Genomic DNA, 25,505 nt, shown 5'->3' on the forward strand with positions numbered 1-25,505 from the left:
TGCATGTCAGCGCTCGAAGCATTCCGTCGCTTTCACGGCACGGCCGTGGGTAATGCAGGCCGAACAGAAGGTGACCAACCCGCAACGGAGTATCGCCATGAAGATCATGAAGCCTCATTCGTTACTGCTCGCGCTGTACCTGGGGGTCAGCGCACCTGTGGTGCTGGCGGCCACCGACCTGAACGATCAGCGTGCTCCTGGCACGCAGCCGCATGACAGTGGGCACATGAACGGCCAAGGCGGAGCGACCGGCTCCGGCACGCCTGCGGATGCCATGGGGACGGGCTCTGGCGGCACCGATAGCAATGATACTGACAATACCGGTGGCGATGGCACTACCGACCGATCGGGTAGTGACCGCAATGGATCGGAACGCGGCAACGGGACCGGAGGCTCCGGTGGTTCGGGCTCCAGCGGTAGTTCCGGTAGTTGAAGGTTCGCTCGAACTGCCCTACGGCCGACGACGCGTGCTCAGCTCGATCCAGACTGGTGCATGGTCGCTGGCCTTGGGTTCGTTACGCACCCAGGCATCGACACCAGCCCGCTTCAGGTAAGGCGCGAGTTCGGGGTTGAGCAGCAGGTGGTCGATACGCAACCCGGCGTTGCGGGCCCAGTGGTTGCGGAAATAATCCCAAAAGGTATAGATGCGTTCGTCCGGATACAGATGACGAATGGCATCGACCCAGCCTTGCTGGAGCAGTTTCTGGTAGCACGCACGTGACTCGGGCTGCAGCAGCGCATCCTTCATCCAGGAGCGCGTGTTGTAGATATCCATGTCGGTAGGCACCACATTGAAATCACCCGCCAGCACCGCGGGATGACCACTGTCATGCAGCCCTTTCACATGGGCGATCAGGCTTTCGAACCAGCGGAGCTTGTAATCGAATTTCGGCCCCGGTTGCGGGTTGCCGTTCGGCAGATACAGGCATGCCACCAGCACTCCCTGCACGGCTGCCTCGAGGTAGCGGCTCTGGTTGTCGTCCTCCATGCCAGGCAGGCCACGACGTACTTCCAGCGGTTCGCTGCCCCGCGCCAGAATGGCCACGCCATTCCACGAAGGCTGCCCTTGGTAGAGGCAACCATAACCCGCCGCTTCGAGCGCCTGGCGAGGAAACTGCTGATCCGCCGCCTTGAGTTCCTGCAGGCAGGCGATGTCGAGCTTTTCCCGCTCCAGCCAAGCCAGCAGTGCCGGCAGCCGGCTACGAATGCCGTTGATGTTGAACGTGGCAATCTTCAGCGCTTTCATGCGTTTGGGTCGCTGACGTGGGCCTGCACGGCATCTTCCAGAGCATTTACATGGGCGTCATCGGCCAATGCCTTGAGTGCCAGCCAGTCGTCCCAATCGATGGCGCCATCGTCACGCAGCGCCTCGGCGGTGCGCAGCAGTTCATGGTGGTAGGCATCCGGCGACTCACGGCGGTAACTGATGTCGTCGTACTGGGCGTACCAGGCCTCGAGCTCAGGGATGCTGCGTTCAATGCTCATAAGGGAGCCCTCACGGTGTCCTTTGCATTAAGAGCCTCAACCATGCAGCGACGTTCAAATCCAACGCTGATCGCTGCGTTCAATGATCAAGCGGATCGATATCCTGGATCACTGAGCATCGTTTTTCATTGAATCACCGCGCCGTCACCATTAGCTCCACAAGCAACATCTGGAGCGGGTACATGGCTTCCCCCATTTTCAACTCAATGAGACAAGGCGCTGATGCAGCGGACCTTGGCGATAGCGTTTCCATCGTTTCGTGCGCAGCCATCGACGCCCTGGGGCTTGCACCATGAACTGCGGCCCATTCTGGGTGATCGTTTTCTTCGTGCTCATCAACAACGGCTGCTCGCTGCTGGGCTTCGGCGAAGGCTCGGTGGGAGGTGTGGCGCGGAGTATCGAGTCGCGAACGGAAATCACCATCGCCACCACGCTGCAACGAGCGCAAAAAACCAATGCAGGCGGCCTGCCGCCTGACGATGGGCAACTGCTACCGGCGATATTTCTATTGGTTCGCGCCTGACCCGTCAGCGGATGGGGAGAACAGCACATAACTCATTGAATCAACGGGGACTCTGTGGGAGCGGCTTTAGCCGCGAACACCGGCGCAGCCGGTGCCATGCACCGCGTTGGATTCTTCGCGGCTAAAGCCGCTCCCACAGGGTACGCGTACTGCTTGCGGATTCAGTTCTCTACGCGACAGCGCAGCCCAAAGGACCGGGCGATATCCCACAGAACTGCGCGGGACCTTGTGGGAGCGGGCGCGCCCGCGAAGAGGCCGGATCAGGCGACACATCACTTCGGGCCTTTACCAACCGCCAGCCGAACCGCCCAGAGGCTGCGCATGAAACGAGCTCGCCGCGAACCAGGTTTCCCGGTTCGCGGCGTAATTGAAGCGTTACTCAGGCAATCAGGTAGGAATGCCAGCCAGTCGCCAGACAGGCGCCGGAACCGGTTCGGCCTGGCTGCGTTTGCGTGCCCACTGGGTCAGGGCAGCCATCATGGCAAAGCCAAGCAGGATCAGTACCGGATAAGCCAGCAGCAACTCGGTCAGCGAGTATTTCCAGGCCAGTGGCCGGCCAACGCCCAGCATCGCCGCATACAACCAGGACACACCCGACAGTGCGCCGGAGAACAGTGCGAACATCCGCACGCCAAAATTAAGGTCCAGCAAGTTGCCCGCTTTGAGCAGGGCAGGCAATACATAACGATGCAACAGCATGCCATTGAAGGTCAGCAACATGACAATAATGACCTTCGCTTGAAGTTTCGGATTGGCAAAATAGTTCATACCTTTATCAAGGTAGTCAATTCCAATCACTGCGGCGCCCGTGAGCCACAAGAATATCAGGGCATTGGCCACGGACTTCTGCAAGCTCGTCATATGCTTACTGTCATGCCCGGCCTCTTTATGACCTTTCAACAAGTTCCTGACCATCTCGGCGTCACTGGCGAATACCAGGCCGATGGCAATGCAACAGGCCAGTAAATGAACGTAAATCACCGACAACCGCACCAGCTCCATGGATTCTTTCTGCCCGAACAGGCTAATAATTGTATTAATCTCCACGACGTTTTCTCCACGTAATGCGTTAGCGCTAGATGACCTTGCAATAGGCGTGCGAACGATTTAATCGCAGCGGCAAAGCCAAATTCGAATCGTTAAATGAAAAAGCAGATCATTATTCAATACACACGGTGGCTCACCCGAAGAGCCTCGGTTGGGCATGGCATTGCTCCACTATTCAGGAAAAAAAAAGCCCCATGAGCATCCCTGCGATGCCGATGAGGTTGAACGTCCATAAGTTCTGGGGGAAAGGCGCGAGGTGCAATCACATTGAAGGCACCTGCTGGCAAATAGGAGTCAGCGTCGCCCAAATCGTTCATTTCTCAAGCAAAACGACCGACAGGCGGTACACTAAATCAAGTTAGTTAGTTTGCTAAGTTGTTGTAATTTGACCGAGTGGAAAGTTTTATCGGCAACTGGATCCAAACTTCGCAAGTGACTTTGAATGCTCTATTCCGCAGTTTCGCAGATCTCGTTTTGCAGGTGGCCGTGGCTGAAGTGCCATCAGTCAGGCCAAGACCAGACCCATTCCGATCGTCTCGCGCGGCCAGCAGCCCGTCTGTCGCCTTCAGCCTGCCAACACCCTCAAATTTGTCCTGGGTGATGGCAGGCAGCGCAAATACCCTCAATGACTGCCCAATGCCGCAGACGCCACGCGCCCCGGCACCTCCTCATCGATCTGCGCCATGCTCAATCGCGATGTCTCGCGCAGCATGAGCGAGCACACCGCGACCAGTGCCAGTGCCCCCGCGCCATACAGCGCCACGCCCAACGGGTCATGGTTGGTGAGGATCAGGATGGCCGTGGCGATGCTCGATGCGGTGCCGCCGCCCAGCGCGGCGCCAATCTGGTAGCTGGCCGAGATACCCGAGTAGCGCATGCTGCGCGGGAACTGCTCGCCGAGGAAGGCCGGGATAGGCCCTTGGGTCGCGCCCATCAGCAGGCCGGTCAGGCTGTAGGCGCACAAGGCGAAGGCGAAGCTCTTCATGCCCACCAGGGAAAAGAACACGAACAGCCCCACGGCCATTGCCACTGCGCCAAAGCACATCACCGTGCGCCGCCCCAAACGGTCCGACAGGTAGCCGAACAACGGTGCCGACAGCACGATGGCGACCGACATCGCCAGGTCGAACATCAACGCCTCGGTACTGCCGAAGCCCACCTGCGTGGCGTAAGTCAGGAAGAAGGTGCTGCCGATGTAGGCGATGGTGCAATAACCGAAGGCGATCCCGGTGCACAGCAACAGCTGCCGCGGACGTTGGCGCAGGGCCGCGGCCAACGGTGCATGTACAGGTTTGGTCACAGGCGTGGTGGCCGCCGCCGGTGCCTTCAGGCGCGCGTACAGGCCGATCAGCACCAAGGTACCGCCCAGCCAGAACGGGATGCGCCAGGCGAAATCGACCAGGTTATCGTCAAAGGCCGCGCTGACGATGGCGAACACCCCAGCCCCGAGGATGCCACCCACGCCAATCCCCATGCTTGTGAAGCTACCCCACAGCCCGCGCCGCCCCGGTGGCGCAGACTCGATGCCGAACAGCGCGGCACCACCCCACTCCCCGCCAGCCGCAAAGCCCTGGACCAGGCGCAGCAGCACCAGCAGGATCGGCGCGGCCACGCCGACGCTGGCATGGCCGGGCAGGCAGCCGATGAGGAAGGTGCTCATGCCCATCAGCAGCAAGGTGGCAACCAGTACCTTCTGCCGGCCGATGCGGTCACCGAAGTGGCCGAACACCAGGCCACCCAACGGTCGGGCAAGAAAGCCCGCACCGAAAGCGCTGAAGGCCACCAACGTGGCTGTCAGGTGGTCCATCTGCGGGAAGAACACCTGGGGAAACACCAGTGCGGCGGCGGTGCCGTAGATGATGAAGTCATAGAATTCCAGCGCCGTCCCCAGTCCGGAGACGCAGAAGGTTCGCAAGGCGGAACGGGATGACGCAGGGTGGGAATGTTGCGCATGCATTGTTGTTGTTCTCGTTCAGCGGCGCCGCCTTGAGCTGGCGGCACCGGGTTGGCTCAGAAAGTGTCGAAGCCGGCCTTGGCCAGTTGCACAGGCGTGCCGGCCACGTACTGCAGGGCACAGCGTTCGGTGTCGATGCCGACGCTGAGCAAGGTTTCCCAGCGTTCGGTATCGGGCATGGCCATGTCCGGGTGGAAGCAGATCGGCGCCCTGTCGCCCTCGGCGCCGCACATGGCCTCGGCCCGGGCACGCAGGTCAGCGCTGGCCATCTGGCCGACCACCTGCTCGAGGTGGCCCAGACGGCATTGGGTATCGGCACGGTCGGCGACCTGCTCGCCCAGGCTCAGCTGTGGGTCGAGGAAGTGATTGGTATGCAGCAGCCAGCCGTCTTCCCGTGGCAGGACCAAGGCGGTGCGCGCGGGGCTCAATTCGATGCTGGCCGCGCGCGGGCTGCGGTCCTGGCGGGAGAACACTGTCAGCACGGTGGAGGCACTGACCCGCGCCGAACGAGCAAGCTCGATGGCCTCCTCGACACTGCTGGCCTCCTCCAGCAGACGCCGGGCGATGGCGTGCACCGGCACACCACCACTGTCGTTGTCACTGGTGTGGTGGAGGATATTGAAGTGCAGGCCGAGGCCCGCGCTGTTCACACCAAGCTTGGCGAGCATGCCGAACTCGCAGAACAGCTTGACGTTCATGCCGCGCTCGGTGTGCAGCGCCAGCATCAGGCCATGGGGGCACAGGCTGTCATGCCAATCCCAGGTCTGCAGGGTCTGCGGCGCACGTGCGCCACGGGGTGCATGCACGGTGGTGGAGCATTCGCTGTGGCGGGTTCGGGCCGCCAGTACTTCAGTGCGGGCGTTCAGGCTCGCCAGCTGCCACAGCGGCAGCTCGGCACCGCTGGCCATGCCGGTCACTTCAGCGGCCAGGCCCGGGCTCCAGGCTTTCAGGGCTGCCAAGCTGTTTTCGCCGATGCGCTGCGCCTCACTCAAGGGCACGCCAACCCGCGGGAAAAAGCCCAGGTACAGTGCAGTGGTGGTACGGATCTGCTCGGCGAAGCGCGCACCTATCTGGTGGCCACGCTCGAGGGGGTTGCGGATGTCGCTGACATGGGTGTGGATCTTCAAGGCGGGGAACTCCTGGTACAGGCCGCGGTGGTCAGGCAAGCACCGCTAGCCTAACGAGGCGTCCCCCAATCGATCATCGCCACAACCCGCACAACTTTTGTGCCCCGATGGAAAAACTCAGCCCCGTGCCAGCGCCTGCGCGCCCTGCCCGTGCAGGTGCTCATGCAGCAAGGCAATGAACGCCTGCACCTTGCGGGTATTGCGCCGGTGCGGCAGGTAAAGCACGTGCACCCAGGGGCCGAACGCGCTCAGCGCCCGCCAGTAGCCGGGCATCACCTCCACCAGCTGCCCGTTGGTCAAGTAGGGGGCGGCACACCAGGTGGGTACGAACTGCAAGCCCTGCCCATCGAGCAGGCAGGCCAGCAGGAAGTCGAAGTTATCGCTCACCAGTCGAGGGGTGGGCTGACGCACACGCAGCGTCTGGCCGCCGTGTTCGATCCACCAGAAGCTGCGGTTGAGCAGCGGGTGGCGCAACAGCAGCCAGTCGTGTTGGGCATAGTTCTCCAGAGTGATCGCCTCGCCGTGTCGGGCCAGGTAGGCAGGGCTGGCGCAAAGGATCACGCGGTTCTCGATCAGCGGCTGGGCGATCAGCTCCGGCTGGTCGGTGGGGCCGTCGCGCAGCGACAGGTCGTAGCCGCCATCGATCAGGTCTTCGTTGGCATCGTTGAGGTTGACCTCCAGGCGCACCTGCGGGTGCTCGCGCATGAAGCGGCAACACACCTGGTTGAGAAACGCGGGGCCGAACGACGGTGGCGCGGTAATGCGCAGGGTACCGCGCAGCGCGTGCTGCAACTGCTCCACTTCCTCGGTCACCCGTTGCAGGTGCATCAACGCCTGGCGCGCGCCTTCCAGGTACAAGGTACCGGCCTCGGTCAGCGCCATGCGCCGGGTGGTGCGTTCGAACAGGCGCACGCCCAGTTCGCTCTCCAGGTGCGCAACAGCCTTGGTGATGGCAGACGGCGTCTTGCCCAGCTGCTCGGCCGCACGGCTGAAGCTGCCGTGTTCGGCGGCAGCGACGAAGATGGTCAGGGCCATCATCTTGTCCATGGTTTCTTCCTGTTCGGCACAAACGGTGGGAGTGATGCGAGGGTGGCGAGTATCTGCCCCTCCTATCAAACCCGCAAATGCCGGCGATTTGAATAGGCACGGCAAGGTCCGCTGCTTGCAGCCTGGCAAATACGGGCTCGGGATTCTTTCCTCATCACGAAAAAAGTTGTGCCTGCCCTCGCCTTTATCCGCCCTGGCCCCCCTGGCTAGGCTGCGGCGCCATCACGACAACAACGAGGCACAGCATGAAGCAGCTCCTGAAGATGGCAATCAGCGCCGGCCTGGCCTGCACCTGCATGCCGGGTTTCGCGGCAGTGGACCTGATCCTGCACAACGCCAAGGTCTACACCGCCGAGCCCGGCCAGCCCTTGCAGCAGGCCGTGGCCGTCGAAGGCGAAAAAATCGTCGCGGTAGGTTCCGACCAGGCCGTGCTACGCCTGAAGGCCAAAGGCACCCGGGTCATCGACCTGGGCGGCAAGGTGCTGATGCCGGGCATGCTCGACGCCCACTCGCATGCCATCAAGGGTGGCCTGCAACTGGTGCTGGCCGACCTCGCTGGCGAACAGGTTGCCCTGGACGAACTGGAACGGCGCCTGCGCCAGTGGCGCAGCGACGGCAAGGCCGTGCGCGGCGAGTTCCTTGTCGTCGGTGGTGTAGCGGGCGCCTACTGGAATGACATTCCGGCGCTGGAACAGCGCTTCAACCACGGCGAATGGGCCGAGCAACCGATCCTGTTCGCCGCCAACGACATGCACACCGGCTGGGCCAACCAGGCCATGCTCAAGCGCGCCGCAATCGATGCCGACACCATCGCTGCCCTGCCTGCCGAGGCACGCAACACCATCGGCCAACACCCGGACGGAACACCAAACGGTTTCCTCGCCGATGCCAGCTACTACCCGGTGACCGACCTGCTGCCCGCGCTGCCCCATGCCACCCTGCTGAGCGCAGGGCGCATGGCCCTTGACCATTACAAGCAGCTGGGCATCACCGGCTGGATGGACCCACTGGCCAACGAGCTGCCGGGGGCCGATGTGAACAACCATTCGCTGGGCGTGCTGCCGGTGTACAAGGACCTCTCCGCGCGCGGCGAGCTGACCGCCCACGTCGCCGCCCTGCTGATGGCCGATTCCAGGGCCCGCCCCGCCGACCTGGACGAACTGGACAAGGTACGCCGGCAATTTCTCGGCGTGCACAACCTCACCCTGCCGGGCATCAAGGTGTTTGCCGACGGCGTTGCCGAAGCGCCAGCGCAAACGGCGGCGATGCTCGAGCCCTACAGCAACTCCGGCAAGCACGGCGAACTGCTGCTGGACCCGAAGCACTTTGGCGAGCTGGTCAGTGCCGCCGACGCCCGTGGCTGGCTGGTGCACGTGCATGCCATCGGCGACCGCGCCGTGCGCGAGGCGCTCAATGGCATCGAGCAGGCACGGCGTGATCGCCACAGCGGCATCCCCCATTCCATCACCCACTTGCAGATGGTCAACCCCACGGAATACGCCCGTTTCAAGCAGCTCGACGTGATTGCAGCAATGCAACTGTACTGGGCCAGCGCCGACCAATCGAACATGGAGCTGGTCAAGCCGTATGTGAACGCCATGGCCTTCATGCACACCTTCCCGGCCCGTTCGCTGCTCAAGCATGGCGCCACCCTTGCCGGCGCCAGCGACTGGCCGATCACCACACCGGACCCTTGGCAGGCGATCTACCAGGCCATCAGCCGCAAGGGGCCCAAAGGTGTGCTCAACGCTGCTGAAGCCATCGACCGCCAGGTGATGTTCCAGGCCTATACACTCAACGCCGCCCGCACCATGCGCCTGGAGCAGCAGATCGGTTCGCTCAAGGTCGGCAAGCAAGCCGACATGATCGTGGTCGACCGCGACGTGCTCGACGTCGATGCCGAAACGCTGCGCGATACCCAAGTGCTGCAGACCTGGTTTGCCGGGAAGCTGATCTACGCGCGCTGACCTGCGGGCCTCATCGACGCGGTCTATCAGCTCATCCATTCCATCGATTTGACCGCGTCAAATTGCCTCATGTAGCTTGCCGCCCTCTTCGCCGCTGGCCCAAAGGTGCGCGTTACACCTTTGCGCCAGCTGCGCAGCCTACCCCGTACTGATCAAGCCCCACCACGGCGTGCCTGCCAGTTGCGTCGCCGTCACTGTGTTCGAGTTTGCAAAATGTCCGTCAATAGCCCCACCCGTATCACCGAGCTCGTCATCGAGAGCGGCGTCAAAAAAGCCCAACTATCCACCCATGCGACACTGGTCCTGGGGTTTCTCGCAGGTGCATTCATTTCGCTGGGGTTTCTCCTGGCTATCCACGTCAGCACCATGATCCCGGTACAGTGGGCCTCGTTCGGCACACTGCTGGGCGCCGCGGTATTTCCCATCGGCCTGATCCTGGTGATCCTGGCCGGTGGCGAACTGCTCACCGGCAACATGATGAGCCTGCCCTTGGCGATGTTCGCCCGGCGTATCGGCCCAGGCGCCGTGGCGCGCAACTGGCTGCTGGTGACCCTCGCCAACCTGTTGGGTGCACTGTTCGTTGCCGGGTGCTTTGGTCACCTGCTGGGCCTGACCGAAGGGGCCTACCTGAACAAGATGTTGGCGGCTGCGACCAGCAAGACCAATGCCGACTTCCTCCACGCCTTCGTGTCCGGAATCGGCTGCAACTGGCTGGTGTGCCTGGCAGTGTGGCTGTCGTATGCCAGCCGTGAAATGAGCGGCAAGATTCTCGGCATCTGGTTCCCGATCATGGCGTTCGTCGCCATCGGTTTCCAGCACGTGGTAGCCAACATGTTCCTGATTCCGGCAGCGATCTTTGCCGGCTACCTGAGCTGGGGGCAGTTGGTGGAGAATCTGGTGGCCGTGTTCCTGGGAAATGCGGTGGGTGGGGCGATCTTCGTGGGGTTGGCGTACTACGTGTCCTACGGTGTGCCTTCGCAGGAAGCGTGCGAGGTGCAGTGAGGCATTGCGCAACCGCGGTGTCTGGCACCGGCTTGGCCGGTGTTCGCGGCTGAAGCCGCTCCTACAGGTACAGCGCAAGCCTTGCGCCAGGCGCGGTTCTGCAAGCTGCGCGTATCGCCTACCGTTGCTGGCGCAGTCGGGCTGTAGCCTGATGCCGGTCGTTTAGGCAATTGGGGCCGCTTTGCGGCCCTTCGCGGGCTTGCCCGCTCCCACAGGTTTTCATTCGGGCGTACCAGTGCCGATCTAGAAGGGCAACAGGTAGCGCAACGTCAGCTGATTGCCCTCGGATCGGTTCCTTGCACCTTGCTCGACATAGAAGTTGGCGTAGAACGCCTGCTTGCCTCTGCTGTACATCACGCCAGGCCCCAGGGCCAGCACGCGCTCCTTGGACGCTGACTGCCGGTGGCCGTCGATCCGGTCGGCCGATACCTGCTCCAGGTGATAACCGGCAAGGCCCACCCGCCAGGCATCGGAGATTGCGTAAGACACCGAGAAGTTGCTGTGCACCGCCTCGCCGGGCTGGATGTCGTCGGCCTGCAACCGCCTGGCCGGGTCTTCGTTGCGGCTCGACCAGGCGTAATGAAGGCGCCCACTGACCTCGAGCCGGTCGGTCAGCTCCCAGGTAAAGGCGTAATGCGGACTGACCACCCACAGGTTGCTGCCGACGTTGATGCTGGCATCACGGTCGTAATCCCCGGTGGGCGCGGTGACCGATAGTGCTGGATCGGCAGTTCGAACAGCATGCCTGGCCGTACGACCCCATCCAGGAAGCTGGTGTTGCCCAGCGGCAACGGCGGCAGGCTGACAGCATCGGCCACGACTTCTGCGCTGCCCAGTGCCGTCGCGAGCGACAACAGTGCAGCGGACTTTCTATAAGGCCTCATCCAGGTCTCCTGTGGGCATTCATGTTTCAACGCCAATCTGGAAACGTTAGTGCTCTCACGCTGCATGCGCTAGAGCTGATAGATTGGTCACAGAGTTCCATCTGGTGAACGATCGAACATGGAAGACCTGAACGACCTGTATTACTTCGCCCAAGTCGTCGAGCACGGCGGTTTCGCGCCGGCCGGGCGGGCACTGAACATTCCGAAATCAACACTCAGCCGGCGCGTCCTGCAGCTGGAGGAACGCCTGGGCGTACGCCTGCTCCAGCGTTCCACCCGACACTTTTCGGTGACCGAGACGGGCCAGGAGTTCTTCCAGCATTGCAGGGCCATGCTGGTGGAAGCGGAAGCGGCCCGATGGGTGGTCGAACGCACCCGCGCCGAGCCCCAGGGCACCGTGCGCATGAGCTGCCCGACAACCCTGCTGCATTACCGGGTCGGCGGGCTGGTCAGTCGATTCATGGCCGAAAACCCGAAAGTGAAGGTGCACCTGGAACCCACCAACCGCCGTGTGGATGTATTGGGCGAAGGCCTCGACCTGGCGCTGCGGGTGCGCTTCCCGCCGCTGGAGGACAGCGACCTGGTCATGCGCACACTGGCCAGGAGCCCGCAGCGGCTGGTCGCGAGCCCCTCGCTGGTGGAGCGGCTGGCGCTGCAGCTGCCCGTCGAACCAGAGCACCTGGGTGAGCAGCCGAGCCTGGATTGGGGGCCACCCAGGGACCACATCTGGCAACTTGAAGGGCCCGACGGCGCGCATGCCGAAATCCGCCACACGCCGCGCTACATCACCGATGACATGAGCGCACTGCGGCAGGCGGCGCTTGACGGTGTAGGCATCGTGCAATTGCCGTTCATGGTGGTTGACCAGGACCTGGAAAACGGCCGCTTGGTGGAGCTCAACCCGCAATGGGAACCGCGCTGCGGCATCGTCCATGCGGTGTTCCCTTCCCGCCGCGGCCTGTTGCCCTCAGTGCGCAGCCTGATCGACTTTCTGGCCGAACATATCTGGGAATGACCGGCGCTATGCCGGCGCCTGGCCGATGTCAGGCCGGGGCCGCCTTGCGGACCTTCGCGGGCACGCCCGCTCCCACAAGTACGGCTGCGCTGTCGCGTAGAGAACTGAATTCGCAAGCAATCCGCGTCACCCTGTGGGAGCGGCTTTAGCCGCGAAGAATCCAACGCAGTGCATGGCACCGGCTACGCCGGTGTTCGCGGCTAAAGCCGCTCCCACAGGGCCCCTGCTAATTCAATGAGATATGTGCAGTTTCATGAGAGCGGGCTTGCATGACCAAGCATCATCCCTTCAGCGGACCTGTGCGTCGTGGCCGACGCACATCACGCGATCAGAACAGGCTGATCGGGTAATCGACGATCAAGCGGTATTCATCGGCACTGGAGTTGCCGCGGGTATTGCCGGGCGCGGTATAGCCATCACCCTCGCGGTGCGTTGCCCAGCGCAGGGTCAGCGACAGGTCCTTCGCCGGGCCGGCTGGCACCTGGTACTTGAGGGCAAGGTCGCGTTCCCAGTGCTTGGCGTGCTTGCCGTCCGGGTTGTAGATATAGCCATAACCGACGCTTGCTGGGTCGACACGGGTGAGGTCGGCCTCGCCCCGGGTGTAGGCCGCGATGAACTGCAGCGAAGGTGCCCCCAGCGGCGCCAGGCTGGTTTCGTACTGCAGGCGCCAGGACTTTTCACCGGGGCCGTTGAAATCGGCAAATTGCTGGGAGTTGCTCAGGTAAAGGAAGACACGGTCGTTCTGCGTGATGTAGTCGAACGGCGTTCGGCCGTCGACCTTCTGCAAGCCCAGGGTCAGGGTCTGGCCATAGGCTGTCGCGGAGATGCCGGCGCTGTAGGTGTCGTTATCGATGTCACCCAGCTGGCTGCGCCCTTGGTCCCGGGTCTTGAAATAGTGCAGGTAGGGTTTGAGCAGTAGCGCATCATTGACCCGAAACACCTGCGAAACCCCCAGGTAATACTGATTCCAGATGTCTTCCAGCTGGCCGCCATAAACGGTCAGCTGCAGCCCTTGCGGCCGGCCATACACCGCGCCAAGCCAGCCGATATGAGGGCTCTCGCGGTCCGCCGCCACACCCGCGCTGTTGCGCGCGCCATAGGCGGTGACCAGGTGGGAGTGGCCACTCTGGTTGCGCAGCCGGGTAGATTCCACGAACCCGGCATCCAGCCACAGGTCGTCGATGCCATGGTTCTTCAGGGTGACGCCACGATACGTCTGCGGGAACAGGCGGCTTGTGCCGCTCGCCACCACCGGGTTCTCGACCAATTGGTCGCCGGCCTTCACCAAGGTGTCGAGGTACCTCAGCTTGAGCGCCGCGCCGGCACTGGAAAACGTGTCACCCGGCTTGAGCGATGAGTCCAGCGGGAGCAAGCCAGCGCCGCCACTTCCACCGCCGCCATCGAGCTTGATGCCGAGGAAGGCGTGCGCATCCACGCCCAACCCGACAGGCGTATCGGTGAAGCCCGAGCGGAACGAAAACAGAAAACCCTGGGCCCATTCGGTCGGGTCGCGGGGTACCAGGTCAGAGTGGTTATCGCGCTGGAAATAGTAGTTCCTCACCAGCGCATCCAGGCGCGCGCCTTCGACCAGCCCGGGCGGGATGCCCAGTTCCACGGCCTGCCGGTCATTGACACCGGTGAAGATGTTGTCCTTCTGGCCCAGGGCGTTGTCGGCCTGGGCAGGCGCCGCAAGCACCAGGCCGAGCCCCAACGGGCAAAGCAGCAGGCGCCGATTCGCGTCGAGGGTCGCCATCGTCGTGCACCTCATGCCCGCCAAGGGATGGTTGGCGCAGTCAGGCGCGGCCCGTCAAAGCCAACCACCTCGCCGAACCTGGCACTGCCCTGCTCCCACTCGCGCTGGGCCTGGACGATCTCGGCCTTGCTGTGGCCGACGAAGTTCCACCACAGGAAGATCTCTTCCTCGAATGGCACGCCGCCCAGCAAGATGGCACGTGCGCCGGCCGCAGCCTGCAGATCGAGCACATCCAGGCCACGGCCCAGGTAGGCCAGCTCATTGGCGCTGTAGTCCTCACCGTTGATGCGCCATTCGCCGGTCAGCGGCAGCACGCCGTATTCGAAGCGGGTATCGAGCTCAAGCCTGGCGTCCACCGCTACATCGGCAGCCAGGTCCAGCCCCAGCAACGGCGAGAAGATGCAGGTGGGTGCCTTGTAGGCCCCATATGCCCCGGCCAGCAGCGTCAGGCACAAGCCACCCGCCTGCCAGCGCGGCAAGCCGGCGTGGTGGGTGAAAGCCGGCGGGCGCTCACGCGCGGCCTCGGGCAGGGCAATCCACAGCTGCACGGCATGCAGCCGGTCCTGCCCCGGGAGCGACTCCTCGCTATGGGTGATTCCGTAGCCCGCGGTCATCAGGTTGACCTCGCCCGGGCGAATCACCTGGGTGTTACCCAGGCTGTCGCGGTGCAGCACTTCGCCCTCGAGCATCCAGGTAAAGGTTTGCAGGCCGATGTGCGGGTGCGGCCCGACACGCAAGCCATTTTCCGACGCGAAGATCGCCGGGCCGGCGTGGTCCAGGAAGCACCAGGCGCCAATCATCCGCCGCTGGCGCGACGGCAACAGCCGGCTGACAGGGATGCCACCGCCAACTTCGGCACTGCGCGAGGTGATCCGCTGGATCGCCCGCACGCCGTCGCTGATCGGGCAATCCCTGGACAGCGACAGCTCACTGTGGGTCTCGTGTGTACTCATGTGCTGCTCCTCTACCGGCAGCCGGCAGCCGGCAGGCGCAACGCTGCGCCTGGCCTCATCCAACCAGCTTGCTGGCGATGATGATTTCGCCGCTCAACACCTTGTGAATGGGGCAGGCATTGGCAACTTCCAGCAAGCGCGTGCGTTGTTCTTCGCTCAGCGGCCCGCTCAAGCGAATGTCACGAGCGATCTGGATCCGAGGTTCGCGCCCCAGTTGTTCCTGCTCGATGCGGATATCCACATCGATGGCTTGCAGCGGCATTTCCTTGCGCTGTGCGTACATGGCAACCGTGATGGAAGTGCAGGCGCCGAGGGATGACAGCAACAGCCCATGGGGTGACGGCCCGACATCCCCGCCGCCTGCCGCCGCATCAACATCGCTGGCCCACTGGTGCTGGCCATCTGTCACGTTCACCTGGTACGCCACGCCTGCAAACGAAGCGCGGATTGCTCGCTCTGACATTGAAACTCCTCATTGACGATTGCCTGCGGCCACCCTGCTGCACAGGCTGCAAAGCTTGAATGATAGATGCCCGACGTAACTGACGGTAGGCGATGAAATGCGCCGCAGCGTTCTGCCTGGTGAACGCTGCGCCCGGTCAAAGGCGCTACGCCGACCGCTCGAACGCCACCGCAAGAAAGTCGATCAACTCCCGCACCGCTGGCGTCAGCCCTCGCCGCGAAGGAAACAGGGCGATTACCTCGCCCATCCTGGGTACCCAGCTCTCCAGCACGTTCAGCAAACGCCCGGCGGCCAGGTCATCCTTCACCATATCCGCTGGCAGCAGCACCACGCCCACGCCCGCGAGTGCGCCCTGGTACAGCACCGCGATATCGTCGGAGACCAACCGTGGGCGGAAGCGAATGGACGCCACCCCGCCTTCGGGGCCGTCCAGGTCCCAGACATACTCCTGAACATTCGCCCCCCAGCCAAGGCTGGGCAGTTCAAACAGGTCGGCAGGCTGCAGAGGGCGGTCGTACTGCGCCAGCAAGCCGGGCGAAGCCACCAGGCACTGGCGGCTCTGCGCCAGTTTGCGCATCACCAGCTCGCTGCTTTCCAACGGTTGATGGCGCACGCTCAGGACCAGGTCGAAGCCCTCGCCGATCACATCGACCCGCCGGTTGTAGCTCTTCACCAGCAACTCCACCGCCGGGCATTGCACCATGAACTGCCCAAGCATCGGCGCCAGGCGTGCATCCAGCAGCGAGGTGCTGCAGGCCAACCGGACAATGCCGCTGGGCACGGCGCGGCTGCGCTGGATCGCGTCCTCGGCAGCAAATGCCCGATCGACCATCGACATACAATGATGGTAGTACTCCAGCCCCACTTCGGTGACCGCGAACTGCCGGGTGGAGCGCTGGATCAGGCGCACCCCCAGGCGGTCCTCCAGATTGGCGACTCGCCGGCTCAGCCGCGACTTGGGCAGGCCGAGCGCGCGCCCGGCCGATGCGAAACCGCCACACTCGACCACCTTGGTATACAGGTACAGCTCATTCAAATCGAACATCATGCTCATCGCCCACCCCCAGCTATTCGAGAATGGTCACGGTGGCAGTGGTCCCCGCACGCAAGGGTGGCGCATCGGCACTGCGCTCCAGGCGCAGCCGTACCGGGATCCGCTGGGCAAGCTTGACCCAGGTGTAGCTTGGGTTGACGTTGGCCAGCAGGCGGTTGCCCGGCTGGTTCTCGCGGTCGGTAATGGCATAGGCGATGCTCTCTACCGTGCCCTCCAGCACCTCGCCACTCATCAGGGCGATGCGCGCACGGCTGCCCACCTTGATTTTCGGCAACTTGGTTTCCTCGAAATAGCCACTGACGTGGAACGACGAACTGTCGACCAGCGCCAGCAGCGGCATGCCCGGCTGGGCATAGTCGCCCTGGCGGGTCAGCAGGTTGGTCACGTAACCGCTGACCGGGGCGCTGACCCGGGTGCGTTCGAGGTCGAGCCGGGCCTGCTGCAGCGTGGCCTCGGCGAGTTGCACGTTGGCCTGTGCCAGGCCGAGGTTGGACTGTTCGCGCAGCAGGTCGGCCTGGGCCACCGCCACATCGGTGCCGGCCTTTTCCCACTCTTCGGCAGAGATTGCCGACATCGATTGCAGCTTGCGTCGGCGTTGCTCTTCGCTGCGCCGCTGCTTGAGCTGCGCCTCGTTGGCGACGATGGCGGCCTGCGACTGGCCCAGCGCCGCACGCGCGACTTCGACAGCTCGCACGGCATGCAGCACGGCCAGCTCGTAGCGCGCCGGGTCGATCTGCAGCAGCAGGTCGCCCTGCCTGACGAACTGGTTGTCCTGCACCGGCAGCTCGATGATGCGCCCTGCCACCTCGGCCGACAGGGTCACCACATCGGCCCGCACACGGGCATCACGGGTCCAGGGCGCACGGGTGTAGTAGTCCCAGGCAAACCAGCCCAGCACCACCGCAAGCGCCAGCACCGCCAGGGTCACGGCTTTGGCAAGAACAGGTTTCAACACAGGCATATTCAGGCACTCGCTCCCATCGACAACACCAGCGCCGCGCAGATCGCGGCATACAAGGCGCCCTGCAACAGCGCCGGGTGCCACACACGCGCCAGCACGCCACTGCGCCGCAACAGGGCGTCCAGCACCAGGAACAACGGCAACCCCAGCAACAACGCCTGGGCAATCGGCGGCAGGTAGACCCCGCCAAACTCGAAATCAACGGGCATAGGCGCCCTCCTCCTCAGGCAACGTCTGCGCTGCCAGCACCGGTCGATAGCGCTGCAGCAGCTGGCCGGCAACCGATAGCGCGACCCGCAGGATGAACAACTGCCGCAGCGTCTCGCGGCCCGTCTCGGCGTGTGCCTGGTGCAGCGCATCGAGGGTTTCGGCAAGCTCGGCAAGCTCGCGCAACAGCCCGTCCACATCCACCCGCCGGCGTGCACCGATCAGATCCGCCATCTCCTGCAACCCTAGGCGCAAACGCGCCCTCGTGCCTTCAGGCAGCACCGTGAGGTTGACGCACTGGGCATGCGCCTGGCCCAGCGCAATGGCCAGCGCCGGGCACACCAGGCTGCAATCGAACAGCTCCCGGGAGCGCGCATCAGTGGCGGCGGGCAACAGGCCGATCATCGCCGACAGGCGGTCCAGCATGCGGCTCTCGAAATCGAACTGACGCGCCACGCTGGCAGGTGCCGTCACGTACTCATGCACATCCTCGCGGGTCTGGCGGAACAGCCGGGCCATGCGCTTTTGCGGGTTGAACGGGAACACCAGGGCGAACACCACCATCGCCAGCCCCCCAGCCGCCGCATAGCCACCGGCAAACTCGAACCACTGCATGGCACTGTTGTGGTAGGCGCCGACATTCTGCGGCCCGATCATCAACAGGCTGATCAACCCGATGCCCATGCCGATGCCCGCGGTCATGGGGCTGGCCAGGCCGACGGCCGCCAGGTACAGCAACGGCACCAGGCACACGGCAAGCATTTCGAAATCGGTGAACATCGGCAGCAGGGCAAACTGATACACGGCGGACAACAGCAGCGCGACCAGCAGGCCACGGTTGTAGTTCTGGCTGGCCAGCAATGGCCGCGGCAGCGTCGCCATCAGCGAGCACATGACCCCGATCAGGATCACCCCGGAACGCGCGCCGTCCCAGGCCGTTTCGATCCACAACCAACCGGCGAGAAACAGCGCCAGAAAGGCCCGCACGGCGTTCATGCCGGCCAGGCGGAAGTCCAGATGCAGCGCGCTGGCCTGCCCTTGGGCATGGGGGCAACTGGCGACCCTGCCCTGCTGGATCGCCTCGTTGAGCTCGATCAGTTCGTTCAACTGCTGCAGCAGGCGCGCCTGCTCCCAGCGCAGGGCCCAGGCCAGCGAGCGCATGCGCGGGGGCAAGGGCTCGTCGAGAAACTCGACCCGGTCAGCGGCGGCGTCGAAGCGCTGGTACAGGTGGTGGATCGCTTCGCGGCGCTGCGCCGACAACTTCACGCCGTCACGGGCCAGTGCCTCCAGGTTGTCCAGCTCGTCCTGGCGCAACAGCTGGATTTCTTCTGGCAACGGCCCTTGCCAGTGCTGCTTGATCAACTCGCGCTGTTGGCGCAATACCAGCAGACGCGACACCAGCAACACCAGTTGGTTGGCCAGCAGCTGCACCAGCCCATCGGCGTTGCGCAGGTGCGGCGCATCGAAATAGAGATGGCGGCGCAGGCCTTCCAGCGCACTGATCTCGCTGATCAATTGCGCCTGCCGCTGGTGCAGCGCGGCTTCGTCCTCTTCGCTGCGCACCACCTCGGCGGCGTGCCGGGCGATCAGCTTGACCAGGCTATCGACCTTGCTGAAGTAGCCCTGCGCCACTGCCTGTGGGCGCGCGCTCAACAAACTGACCACGGCCACGCAGGCCACCGCCAGCAGGGTTTCGGTCAACCGGGTGATGGCCAGCAGGAGGATGCCGTCCGGTTCCGGCACGGCCAGCATCGCGACCACCACGGCGGTAAACCCGCTGAGGACGAAGGCATGCGAATCGGTATAGCGCAGCAGCGTGCCGCCCGCCGTGCAGAACGCCAGCCACAGGGCCAGGCAGACGATGAAAGGCATTGGCGCCTGGGGGAACAAGGCCATGATCACCACCGCCATGGCCGCCCCCGCTGCGGTGCCCAGTACCTGGGCGAAACTGCGCTTGAGGGTCATGCCGGCCAACGGCAGGCTGATGATGATCACGCTCATCAGCGCCCACTTCGGTTGTTCCAGGTCGAAGATGAACGCCAGGTAGAGGCACAACAGGCCTGCAACGATGGTACGCAGCGCGAAGAACAGCACCCCACGGCCAGGGTTCAAGGCCATCTTGAAATAGGAAATCAGTGGAGCCATCCGGCACCTCGGGACACGGCCAGGGAGCCGCGCATGGGCGCATGGCTTTCCGGGCCGGGTTGATTCATGAGCTGGAGGCGTCTCTGCGCATCCGCGAGCACACTCACATTACCGTTCAAGTGCGCGAGTCGAGCAACCGTAAGATATATAAGCAGATTAACTGACGACAGGTTGGATTCCGGGACACTGTGTCCCATCTTGCGAACAACGAACCAGGCATGCCATTGGGGCGCCCCTTGTGCAGGGCATGCTAAATACTATGTGCATGCACCTTATCAAGGAGCCTGCAATGATTGCGGTACGCGAAGCCTGGAAAGCCGGCCTGTTCAAGCGTGAACACTGGATGCGCAACCTTGTATCCGGCCTCATCGTCGGGGTAGTTGCGCTGCCCCTCGCCATGGCCTTCGCCATCGCTTCCGGGGTCAAGCCGGAGCAAGGCATCTACACCGCAATCATAGGCGGGCTGCTGGTTTCCTTGCTGGGCGGCTGTCGATTGCAGATCGCCGGACCGACCGGGGCCTTCATCGTGATCCTCGCTGGGGTGACGGCGAAGTACGGAGTGGACGGCCTTCAACTGGCCACGATGATGGCTGGCGCCATACTGCTGGTGCTTGGCATTACCCGCCTGGGCGCAGTCATCAAGTTCATTCCCGACCCGGTGATCGTCGGTTTCACCGCCGGCATCGGCATCATCATCTGGGTGGGGCAATGGCGTGATTTCTTCGGCCTGCCCGAAATCGAAGGCGGGCACTTCCACGAAAAACTGTGGCATCTGTTGCAAGCCCTGCCGGACCTCCACATTGCCACGACGTTGCTTGCAACGTGCAGCCTTGCTTTGCTGATCCTGACGCCAAGGTTGCCCGTACTGAAACGCCTGCCCGGGCCACTGGTAGCCATGGTGTTCGCGACGCTGGCCCAATCCCTGTTCCATTTCGACGGCGTGGCTACCATCGGCACCGCCTTCGGGGCGATCCCACAAGGTTTGCCGTCACTCACCTGGCCCGAGGTCTCCCTGGCGCGGGTGATCGAACTGATCGGGCCAGCGTTTGCGATCGCCATGCTGGGGGCCATTGAATCGCTGCTCTCGGCTGTCGTCGCCGACGGCATGGCAGGCACCAGGCACGACTCGAACCAGGAACTGATCGGCCAAGGGGTCGCCAACCTGGTAGTGCCGCTGTTCGGGGGCTTTGCCGCCACAGGTGCCATTGCCCGGACAGCGACCAACATCCGCAATGGTGCTACCGGGCCACTGGCCGGCATCATCCATGCGCTGACACTGGTACTGATCATCCTGTTCCTGGCGCCACTGGCGTCGAACATTCCACTCTGCGCACTGGCGGCGATTCTGTTCGTCGTCGCCTACAACATGAGCGAGCTGAAGCATTTCAAGCGCATGCTGCAACGCGCACCGAGAGCCGACATCGCCATCCTGCTCGTCACCTTCACCTTGACGGTGTTCAGCGACCTGGTGATCGCCGTGAATATCGGCGTCATCCTCGCCATGCTTCAGTTCATGCGCCGCATGGCATCGTCCGTCGAAGTCCAGCAGGTGGTCGAAGAGGAACTGGCCAATGAACTGCACAGCAACGGCCAGGCATCGCTACCCCCCGGCGTGATGGTGTACACCATCGAGGGCCCGCTGTTCTTCGGCGCCGCTGAAACCTTCGAACGCGCGCTGTCACAAACGCATACCGACCCTGAACTGCTGGTGATTTGCCTGAAGCGGGTGCCCTTCATGGATATCACCGGGCTGCAGACCCTGGAGGAAGTGATCCAGCAACTGCATGAACGCCAGATCGTGGTGAAACTGTGCGAAGCCAACGGCAAGGTGCTTGGCAAGCTGGAAAGGACCGGTATCCTGCGGCTGCTTGGCCCCGGGCACTATCACCAAACGCTCGGTACCGCCCTGCTCGAGGCGCAGGCACCGTCGGCACAAAACTGACTTGTGACACAAGCGATCGGGGGGCCATGCACGCGCATGGCTCCCCGGCCGGATTACTTCGACAGCTTGCTGAAGCTGGTCATCAGGTTGCGGTAGTCCGGGATGTGGTTGGAGAACAGCGTGCCCAGGCCTTCGATGTCGTTGCGCCAGTCGCGGTGCAGCTCGCAGGCCACGCCGAACCAGGTCATCAGCTGCGCGCCGGCGGCTTCCATCCGGCGCCAGGCCGAATCACGGGTCAGTTCGTTGAAGGTACCGGAGGCATCGGTGACCACGAACACATCGAAGCCTTCCTCCAGGGCCGACAGTGCCGGGAAGGCCACGCAAACCTCGGTCACCACACCGGCGATGATCAGCTGCTTCTTGCCGGTGGCCTTGACCGCCTTGACGAAGTCTTCGTTGTCCCAGGCATTGATGTTGCCCGGGCGCGCGATGTACGGCGCGTCAGGGAACTGCTCCTTGAGTTCGGGCACCAGCGGGCCATTTGGGCCGTTCTCGAAGCTGGTGGTGAGGATGGTCGGCAACTTGAAGTACTTGGCCAGGTCCGACAGGGCCAGCACATTGTTCTTGAAACGGTCGGGTTCGATATCCCTTACCAAAGAGAGCAAACCCGTCTGGTGATCCACCAGCAGTACGGCGGCGTTATTCTTGTCCAGTCGCTTGTATTGAAAGGCCATGATGTTTTCCTTACTCGGGTTGGATGCGTTTGGTATGACTTCGCCCAAACAATGGCGCCCCGGTAAGATAACCAGCCAGGCAGAGCCGTGACAGGCTGACATCCGCAACACAGAGTCCCATTTCGGGAACAGCCACCTGGCACTGCGCGCCCCCCTGTAGGAGCAGCACAAGGCTGCGCTCATAGAACTGCACATGACTCATTGAATTAGCAGGGCCCCTGTGGGAGCGGCTTTAGCCGCGAACACCGGCGCAGCCGGTGCCATGCACCGCGTTGGATTCTTCGCGGCTAAAGCCGCTCCCACAGGGTACGAGGATCGCTTGCGAATTCAGTTATCTGTCGCGCAAGGCCGTGGGGTTGAGGCTTCAGCCCAGCAACTGGCTCAACACCGCACGCAACTTCCCCGGTTTGACGGGCTTGTTCAGCAACGGCGCACCAAGCTTGTTCAAGGAGCGTCGGCACTGATCACTGCGGTCGGCGGTGATGATCACCGCAGGAATGGCGACGCCGAAATGTTCACGCAAGTGCCTGACCACCTCGCAGCCGACAACACCGTGGTCCAGGTGAAAGTCCGCCAGGATCAATTCCGGTGCCCGCCCCTGCAAGGCCAGCAAGGCCCCGGCCTGGTCGGTCGCGGTAACCACTTCGCAGCCCCACTGCCCGAGCAGAGCGCCCATGCTCTCGAGGATGCTCACTTCGTTGTCCAGTACCAGCAGGCGGCGGCCCGGCAACGGGTTGCCGGCGCCCGGCTGCGGCGCGGCCTGGTGGATAGGCAGCGGCATGGCTTCGCCGATCGGCACGTCGATGCTGAACATCGAGCCACGCCCCGGCCACGAACGCACCTCGATGCGGTAGCCGAGAATCTTGGCGATCCGCTCGACGATCGCCAGCCCCAGGCCCACGCCCTTGCGGTCGGCGGCGCGGCCTACGTCCAGTTGGTTGAACTCGAGGAAAATGGCCTGCAGCCGATCCGCCGCGATGCCCCGCCCGGTATCCCACACCTCCAGGCGCAAGTGATCGCCGCGGCGCCTGGCCCCCAGCAGGATCCTGCCCTCGTCGGTATAACGGCAGGCGTTGCTGAGAAAGTTGCGCAGGATACGCGTCATCAGCCGCAGGTCGGTACTGATGGCGTAGTCGCCAATGCGCGCGCGCAGCTTCAGGCCTGCCGCATCGGCCACCGTGCGAAACTCCGAGACCAGTGGCCCGAACAGTTCGTCGAGGCGGTACAGCGCCACGTCCGGCTTGACCGCCGCCTGGTCGAGCCGGGAAATGTCCAGCAGGTCGGTCAGCAGGTCTTCGGCACCCTCCAGGGCCTGGTGGGTACGCTCCACCAGCACCTTTTCCGCGTCTGGCAATGGCCTTTCGCGCAAGGTCGAGATCAGCAGCCGCGCGGCATTCAGCGGTTGCAGCAGGTCATGGCTGGCGGCAGCGAGGTACTTGTCCTTGCTGCGGTTGGCGGTTTCCGCGGCGTCGCGGGCATCGCGCAGGGCGCGGGCGATCTGTTTGCGCTCGGCGATCTGCTGTTGCAGGTTGCGGTTGGCCTCCAGCAGTTCATCGGTGCGGGCGGCTACCCGTTGCTCGAGCTCGTCATTCAGTTGCTGCAGGCGCTGCTGGGCCAGCTTGCGTTCGGTGATGTCGGCGACAAACCCTTCCACCAGCCCTTCCTGGCCGGGCTTGAGCAACAGGTTCATCAGCACATCGAGGTGGCTGCCATCCTTGCGCCGCAAGCGGGTTTCATAGCCGTGCAGGCTGCGTTCACGGGCGAGGGTCGCGGTGATGGCGTGCAATTCTTCGGCCCCGCCGACAAACAGGTTGGCGGCAAGGTCCGTCAGCGGAAACAGCAACGCTTGCGGGTTGTCGTAACCCAGCATGCGTGCCAACGCCGGGTTGGCGGCACGCATGCCGTCTTGCAGGCTGGCCTGGAAAATCCCGTGCACGGCGTTTTCGAACAGCCACTTGTAGCGGTTGCGTTCGGCCTCCAGCTCGTCCAGGCGCGCCGCCAGCTCCGGGTAATGGCTCTTGCGCGCCGAGTGGTCGCCCAGCCCCAGCAGCCCGGCCAGCGCCCGTTGCTGCTCGTCAGAGGGCCTCGCCATAGACCACCTCGACATCACGCTGGCTCGACGCACGCGGGTTGGTGAGGATGCACGGGTCGTCCATCGCATGTTGCGACAGGAACGGGATATCGGCCGTGCGCACCCCGTGCAGGCCCAAGGTTTCGTGGAAGCCGATGGCATGCTTCAGGGCGATCAGGTGCTCCACCAGGCGCGCGCAGATCTGCCGGTGGTTGAGGCCGCGGCAGTCGATACCCAGCACTTCGGCAATCACCTTGAAACGCTCCGGTGCCGAGCTGTAGTTGAACGCCACCACGTGCTCCACCAGCACCGCATTGCACAGGCCATGCGGCAGGTCGAGGAACCCGCCCAGGCTGTGCGACATGGCGTGGACCGCACCCAGGATCGCATTGGAAAACGCCAGCCCCGCCTGCATGCTGCCCAGCATGATCTTCTCGCGCAGGGCGATATCGGTGGGGTTGGCGATCATTTCCACCAGGTTGCCGTTGATCAGGCGCATGGCCTCCAGCGCATGGGGGTCGGTCAGCGGGCCGTGGCCGGTGGAAACGAAGGCTTCGATGGCATGCACCAGCGCATCGATACCGGTACAGGCCGACAGGAACGGGTCCATGCTCAGGGTGGTTTGCGGGTCGATCAGCGACACGTCCGGCACCACCGCCTTGCTGACGATGGAGAACTTCATGCGCTCCTGCTGGTTGGAAATGATCACGAACTGCGACACGTCCGCCGAAGTGCCGGCCGTGGTCGGGATCAGGATCAGCGGCGGGCTGGGCACGCGGATCATGTCCACGCCTTCGAATTCGAGGATGCTGCGCCCGTGGGCGACCACGATGCCGATGGCCTTGCCGCAATCCATCGGGCTGCCGCCGCCGACCGCGACAATCACATCACAGTGGTTTTGCCGGTAGATCTCGGCACCGAGCATCACCTCTTCGACCCGTGGGTTGGGTGATACGGCGCTGTACAGGCAGTAGTCGATGCCCTGGGCCTGCAGGCTGGCCTCCACGTCTGCCACCCAACCGGCGGCAATCACACCGGGGTCGCTGACCACCAGCACCTTGCGCGCACCGAAGGTCTTGGCGTAATTGGCGACATTGTGCCGGCAGCCGGCACCAAAGATGATCTCGGGCGAAACGAACTTGCGAAGCGGGCTGAAACTCTGGCTCATCGGGAAGCCTGTTCTTATTGTTCTGGAAGGTAACCGCCAGCGTAAAGCATCCCGTAGCGAAAG

General features: G+C 63.5%; 22 protein-coding genes and 1 pseudogene. 6 read left to right on the forward strand and 17 right to left on the reverse strand.

Annotation, left to right across the window (positions count from 1 at the left end):
• The first annotated feature begins 97 nt into the window (after positions 1 to 97).
• Positions 98 to 433, forward strand: coding sequence for a hypothetical protein (locus ABX298_RS25770; protein WP_367393855.1), 336 nt, complete (start codon positions 98 to 100; stop codon positions 431 to 433).
• A gap of 18 nt (positions 434 to 451) precedes the next feature.
• Here ABX298_RS25770 and xth read toward each other — a convergent pair whose 3' ends face one another.
• Positions 452 to 1,246: an exodeoxyribonuclease III gene (xth, locus tag ABX298_RS25775; RefSeq protein WP_367393856.1), complete on the reverse strand. Its 795-nt coding sequence runs from the start codon at positions 1,244 to 1,246 to the stop codon at positions 452 to 454.
• Positions 1,243 to 1,485, reverse strand: a complete 243-nt coding sequence (locus ABX298_RS25780; RefSeq protein ID WP_317409737.1) for a hypothetical protein — start codon at positions 1,483 to 1,485, stop codon at positions 1,243 to 1,245. Before ABX298_RS25780 ends, xth begins: the two co-directional genes overlap by 4 nt.
• 292 nt (positions 1,486 to 1,777) lie before the next feature.
• On the opposite strand from ABX298_RS25780, the gene ABX298_RS25785 reads away from it, so the two are divergent.
• Entirely contained in the window at positions 1,778 to 2,008 is a 231-nt protein-coding gene (locus tag ABX298_RS25785; RefSeq protein WP_003257675.1) for a hypothetical protein, read from the forward strand.
• Positions 2,009 to 2,395: 387 nt separating this feature from the next.
• Here ABX298_RS25785 and ABX298_RS25790 read toward each other — a convergent pair whose 3' ends face one another.
• The 4 genes from ABX298_RS25790 to ABX298_RS25805 all read right to left on the reverse strand — a co-directional run bounded on the left by ABX298_RS25790 (position 2,396) and on the right by ABX298_RS25805 (position 7,183).
• A complete protein-coding gene (locus tag ABX298_RS25790; protein WP_038409376.1) occupies positions 2,396 to 3,010 on the reverse strand; it encodes a hypothetical protein in 615 nt (204 codons plus the stop codon).
• A 667-nt stretch (positions 3,011 to 3,677) separates the two neighbouring features.
• Positions 3,678 to 5,012: an MFS transporter gene (locus ABX298_RS25795; protein ID WP_075045512.1), complete on the reverse strand. Its 1,335-nt coding sequence runs from the start codon at positions 5,010 to 5,012 to the stop codon at positions 3,678 to 3,680.
• Between the two features lie 53 nt (positions 5,013 to 5,065).
• A complete protein-coding gene (locus ABX298_RS25800) occupies positions 5,066 to 6,136 on the reverse strand; it encodes a C45 family autoproteolytic acyltransferase/hydolase (RefSeq protein WP_367394490.1) in 1,071 nt (356 codons plus the stop codon).
• Between the two features lie 117 nt (positions 6,137 to 6,253).
• Positions 6,254 to 7,183 (reverse strand): LysR family transcriptional regulator, encoded by a 930-nt coding sequence (locus ABX298_RS25805; RefSeq protein WP_075045514.1) that lies wholly within the window; start codon positions 7,181 to 7,183, stop codon positions 6,254 to 6,256.
• Between the two features lie 245 nt (positions 7,184 to 7,428).
• On the opposite strand from ABX298_RS25805, the gene ABX298_RS25810 reads away from it, so the two are divergent.
• Positions 7,429 to 9,150 carry an amidohydrolase gene (locus tag ABX298_RS25810; protein WP_075045515.1) on the forward strand — a complete coding sequence of 574 codons (1,722 nt, stop codon included), beginning with the start codon at positions 7,429 to 7,431 and terminating at the stop codon, positions 9,148 to 9,150.
• A gap of 213 nt (positions 9,151 to 9,363) precedes the next feature.
• On the forward strand, positions 9,364 to 10,152 hold the full coding sequence (locus ABX298_RS25815) for a formate/nitrite transporter family protein (RefSeq protein WP_367393857.1): 789 nt from the start codon (positions 9,364 to 9,366) through the stop codon (positions 10,150 to 10,152).
• A 243-nt stretch (positions 10,153 to 10,395) separates the two neighbouring features.
• Here the strand turns inward: ABX298_RS25815 and ABX298_RS25820 are convergent.
• Positions 10,396 to 11,036, reverse strand: a pseudogene (locus tag ABX298_RS25820) (transporter).
• Positions 11,037 to 11,154: 118 nt separating this feature from the next.
• Here ABX298_RS25820 and ABX298_RS25825 point away from each other — a divergent pair.
• A complete protein-coding gene (locus tag ABX298_RS25825) occupies positions 11,155 to 12,051 on the forward strand; it encodes a LysR family transcriptional regulator (RefSeq protein ID WP_046613870.1) in 897 nt (298 codons plus the stop codon).
• Positions 12,052 to 12,379: 328 nt separating this feature from the next.
• Here the strand turns inward: ABX298_RS25825 and ABX298_RS25830 are convergent, their stop codons facing one another.
• The 7 genes from ABX298_RS25830 to ABX298_RS25860 form a co-directional block, all read right to left on the reverse strand.
• Positions 12,380 to 13,804, reverse strand: a complete 1,425-nt coding sequence (locus tag ABX298_RS25830; RefSeq protein ID WP_137164249.1) for an OprD family outer membrane porin — start codon at positions 13,802 to 13,804, stop codon at positions 12,380 to 12,382.
• Positions 13,805 to 13,815: 11 nt separating this feature from the next.
• Positions 13,816 to 14,757 (reverse strand): pirin family protein, encoded by a 942-nt coding sequence (locus ABX298_RS25835; protein ID WP_075045519.1) that lies wholly within the window; start codon positions 14,755 to 14,757, stop codon positions 13,816 to 13,818.
• Positions 14,758 to 14,812: 55 nt separating this feature from the next.
• A complete protein-coding gene (locus tag ABX298_RS25840; RefSeq protein ID WP_025339542.1) occupies positions 14,813 to 15,220 on the reverse strand; it encodes an OsmC family protein in 408 nt (135 codons plus the stop codon).
• 145 nt (positions 15,221 to 15,365) lie between these two features.
• The gene (locus ABX298_RS25845; RefSeq protein WP_025339543.1) at positions 15,366 to 16,265 is read right to left on the reverse strand and encodes a LysR substrate-binding domain-containing protein; all 900 of its coding nucleotides are present in this window, start codon (positions 16,263 to 16,265) and stop codon (positions 15,366 to 15,368) included.
• 22 nt (positions 16,266 to 16,287) lie between these two features.
• Entirely contained in the window at positions 16,288 to 17,226 is a 939-nt protein-coding gene (locus ABX298_RS25850; protein ID WP_025339544.1) for an HlyD family secretion protein, read from the reverse strand.
• Positions 17,227 to 17,237: 11 nt separating this feature from the next.
• Positions 17,238 to 17,444: a DUF1656 domain-containing protein gene (locus ABX298_RS25855; protein ID WP_025339545.1), complete on the reverse strand. Its 207-nt coding sequence runs from the start codon at positions 17,442 to 17,444 to the stop codon at positions 17,238 to 17,240.
• On the reverse strand, positions 17,434 to 19,587 hold the full coding sequence (locus ABX298_RS25860) for an FUSC family protein (protein WP_367393858.1): 2,154 nt from the start codon (positions 19,585 to 19,587) through the stop codon (positions 17,434 to 17,436). Before ABX298_RS25860 ends, ABX298_RS25855 begins: the two co-directional genes overlap by 11 nt.
• A gap of 289 nt (positions 19,588 to 19,876) precedes the next feature.
• On the opposite strand from ABX298_RS25860, the gene ABX298_RS25865 reads away from it, so the two are divergent.
• The gene (locus ABX298_RS25865) at positions 19,877 to 21,529 is read left to right on the forward strand and encodes a SulP family inorganic anion transporter (protein WP_367393859.1); all 1,653 of its coding nucleotides are present in this window, start codon (positions 19,877 to 19,879) and stop codon (positions 21,527 to 21,529) included.
• A gap of 53 nt (positions 21,530 to 21,582) precedes the next feature.
• Here the strand turns inward: ABX298_RS25865 and ycaC are convergent, their stop codons facing one another.
• The 3 genes from ycaC to ercA form a co-directional block, all read right to left on the reverse strand.
• Positions 21,583 to 22,203, reverse strand: coding sequence for an isochorismate family cysteine hydrolase YcaC (gene ycaC / locus ABX298_RS25870; protein WP_046613875.1), 621 nt, complete (start codon positions 22,201 to 22,203; stop codon positions 21,583 to 21,585).
• Between the two features lie 364 nt (positions 22,204 to 22,567).
• Positions 22,568 to 24,295, reverse strand: coding sequence for a NahK/ErcS family hybrid sensor histidine kinase/response regulator (locus tag ABX298_RS25875; RefSeq protein WP_025339549.1), 1,728 nt, complete (start codon positions 24,293 to 24,295; stop codon positions 22,568 to 22,570).
• The gene (ercA, locus tag ABX298_RS25880; RefSeq protein WP_025339550.1) at positions 24,279 to 25,442 is read right to left on the reverse strand and encodes an alcohol dehydrogenase-like regulatory protein ErcA; all 1,164 of its coding nucleotides are present in this window, start codon (positions 25,440 to 25,442) and stop codon (positions 24,279 to 24,281) included. The genes ABX298_RS25875 and ercA overlap by 17 nt, the downstream gene beginning before the upstream one ends.
• Positions 25,443 to 25,505 lie beyond the last annotated feature (63 nt).

The sequence above is a fragment of the Pseudomonas sp. X4 genome, from assembly GCF_040784925.1.
In the GTDB taxonomy this organism is placed as follows: Bacteria; Pseudomonadota; Gammaproteobacteria; order Pseudomonadales; family Pseudomonadaceae; genus Aquipseudomonas; species Aquipseudomonas putida_Z.

Coding starts and splice junctions, on each gene's coding strand:
- ABX298_RS25835 (WP_075045519.1), bottom strand. CDS start 14,757: ATGAGTACACACGAGACCCACAGTGAGCTGTCGCTGTCCAGGGATTGC.
- ABX298_RS25815 (WP_367393857.1), top strand. CDS start 9,364: ATGTCCGTCAATAGCCCCACCCGTATCACCGAGCTCGTCATCGAGAGC.
- ABX298_RS25830 (WP_137164249.1), bottom strand. CDS start 13,804: ATGGCGACCCTCGACGCGAATCGGCGCCTGCTGCTTTGCCCGTTGGGG.
- ABX298_RS25875 (WP_025339549.1), bottom strand. CDS start 24,295: ATGGCGAGGCCCTCTGACGAGCAGCAACGGGCGCTGGCCGGGCTGCTG.
- ABX298_RS25795 (WP_075045512.1), bottom strand. CDS start 5,012: ATGCATGCGCAACATTCCCACCCTGCGTCATCCCGTTCCGCCTTGCGA.
- ABX298_RS25845 (WP_025339543.1), bottom strand. CDS start 16,265: ATGTTCGATTTGAATGAGCTGTACCTGTATACCAAGGTGGTCGAGTGT.
- ABX298_RS25855 (WP_025339545.1), bottom strand. CDS start 17,444: ATGCCCGTTGATTTCGAGTTTGGCGGGGTCTACCTGCCGCCGATTGCC.
- ABX298_RS25770 (WP_367393855.1), top strand. CDS start 98: ATGAAGATCATGAAGCCTCATTCGTTACTGCTCGCGCTGTACCTGGGG.
- ABX298_RS25865 (WP_367393859.1), top strand. CDS start 19,877: ATGATTGCGGTACGCGAAGCCTGGAAAGCCGGCCTGTTCAAGCGTGAA.
- ABX298_RS25790 (WP_038409376.1), bottom strand. CDS start 3,010: ATGGAGCTGGTGCGGTTGTCGGTGATTTACGTTCATTTACTGGCCTGT.
- ycaC (WP_046613875.1), bottom strand. CDS start 22,203: ATGGCCTTTCAATACAAGCGACTGGACAAGAATAACGCCGCCGTACTG.
- ABX298_RS25810 (WP_075045515.1), top strand. CDS start 7,429: ATGAAGCAGCTCCTGAAGATGGCAATCAGCGCCGGCCTGGCCTGCACC.
- ABX298_RS25805 (WP_075045514.1), bottom strand. CDS start 7,183: ATGGACAAGATGATGGCCCTGACCATCTTCGTCGCTGCCGCCGAACAC.
- ABX298_RS25825 (WP_046613870.1), top strand. CDS start 11,155: ATGGAAGACCTGAACGACCTGTATTACTTCGCCCAAGTCGTCGAGCAC.
- ercA (WP_025339550.1), bottom strand. CDS start 25,442: ATGAGCCAGAGTTTCAGCCCGCTTCGCAAGTTCGTTTCGCCCGAGATC.
- xth (WP_367393856.1), bottom strand. CDS start 1,246: ATGAAAGCGCTGAAGATTGCCACGTTCAACATCAACGGCATTCGTAGC.
- ABX298_RS25780 (WP_317409737.1), bottom strand. CDS start 1,485: ATGAGCATTGAACGCAGCATCCCTGAGCTCGAGGCCTGGTACGCCCAG.
- ABX298_RS25860 (WP_367393858.1), bottom strand. CDS start 19,587: ATGGCTCCACTGATTTCCTATTTCAAGATGGCCTTGAACCCTGGCCGT.
- ABX298_RS25840 (WP_025339542.1), bottom strand. CDS start 15,220: ATGTCAGAGCGAGCAATCCGCGCTTCGTTTGCAGGCGTGGCGTACCAG.
- ABX298_RS25785 (WP_003257675.1), top strand. CDS start 1,778: ATGAACTGCGGCCCATTCTGGGTGATCGTTTTCTTCGTGCTCATCAAC.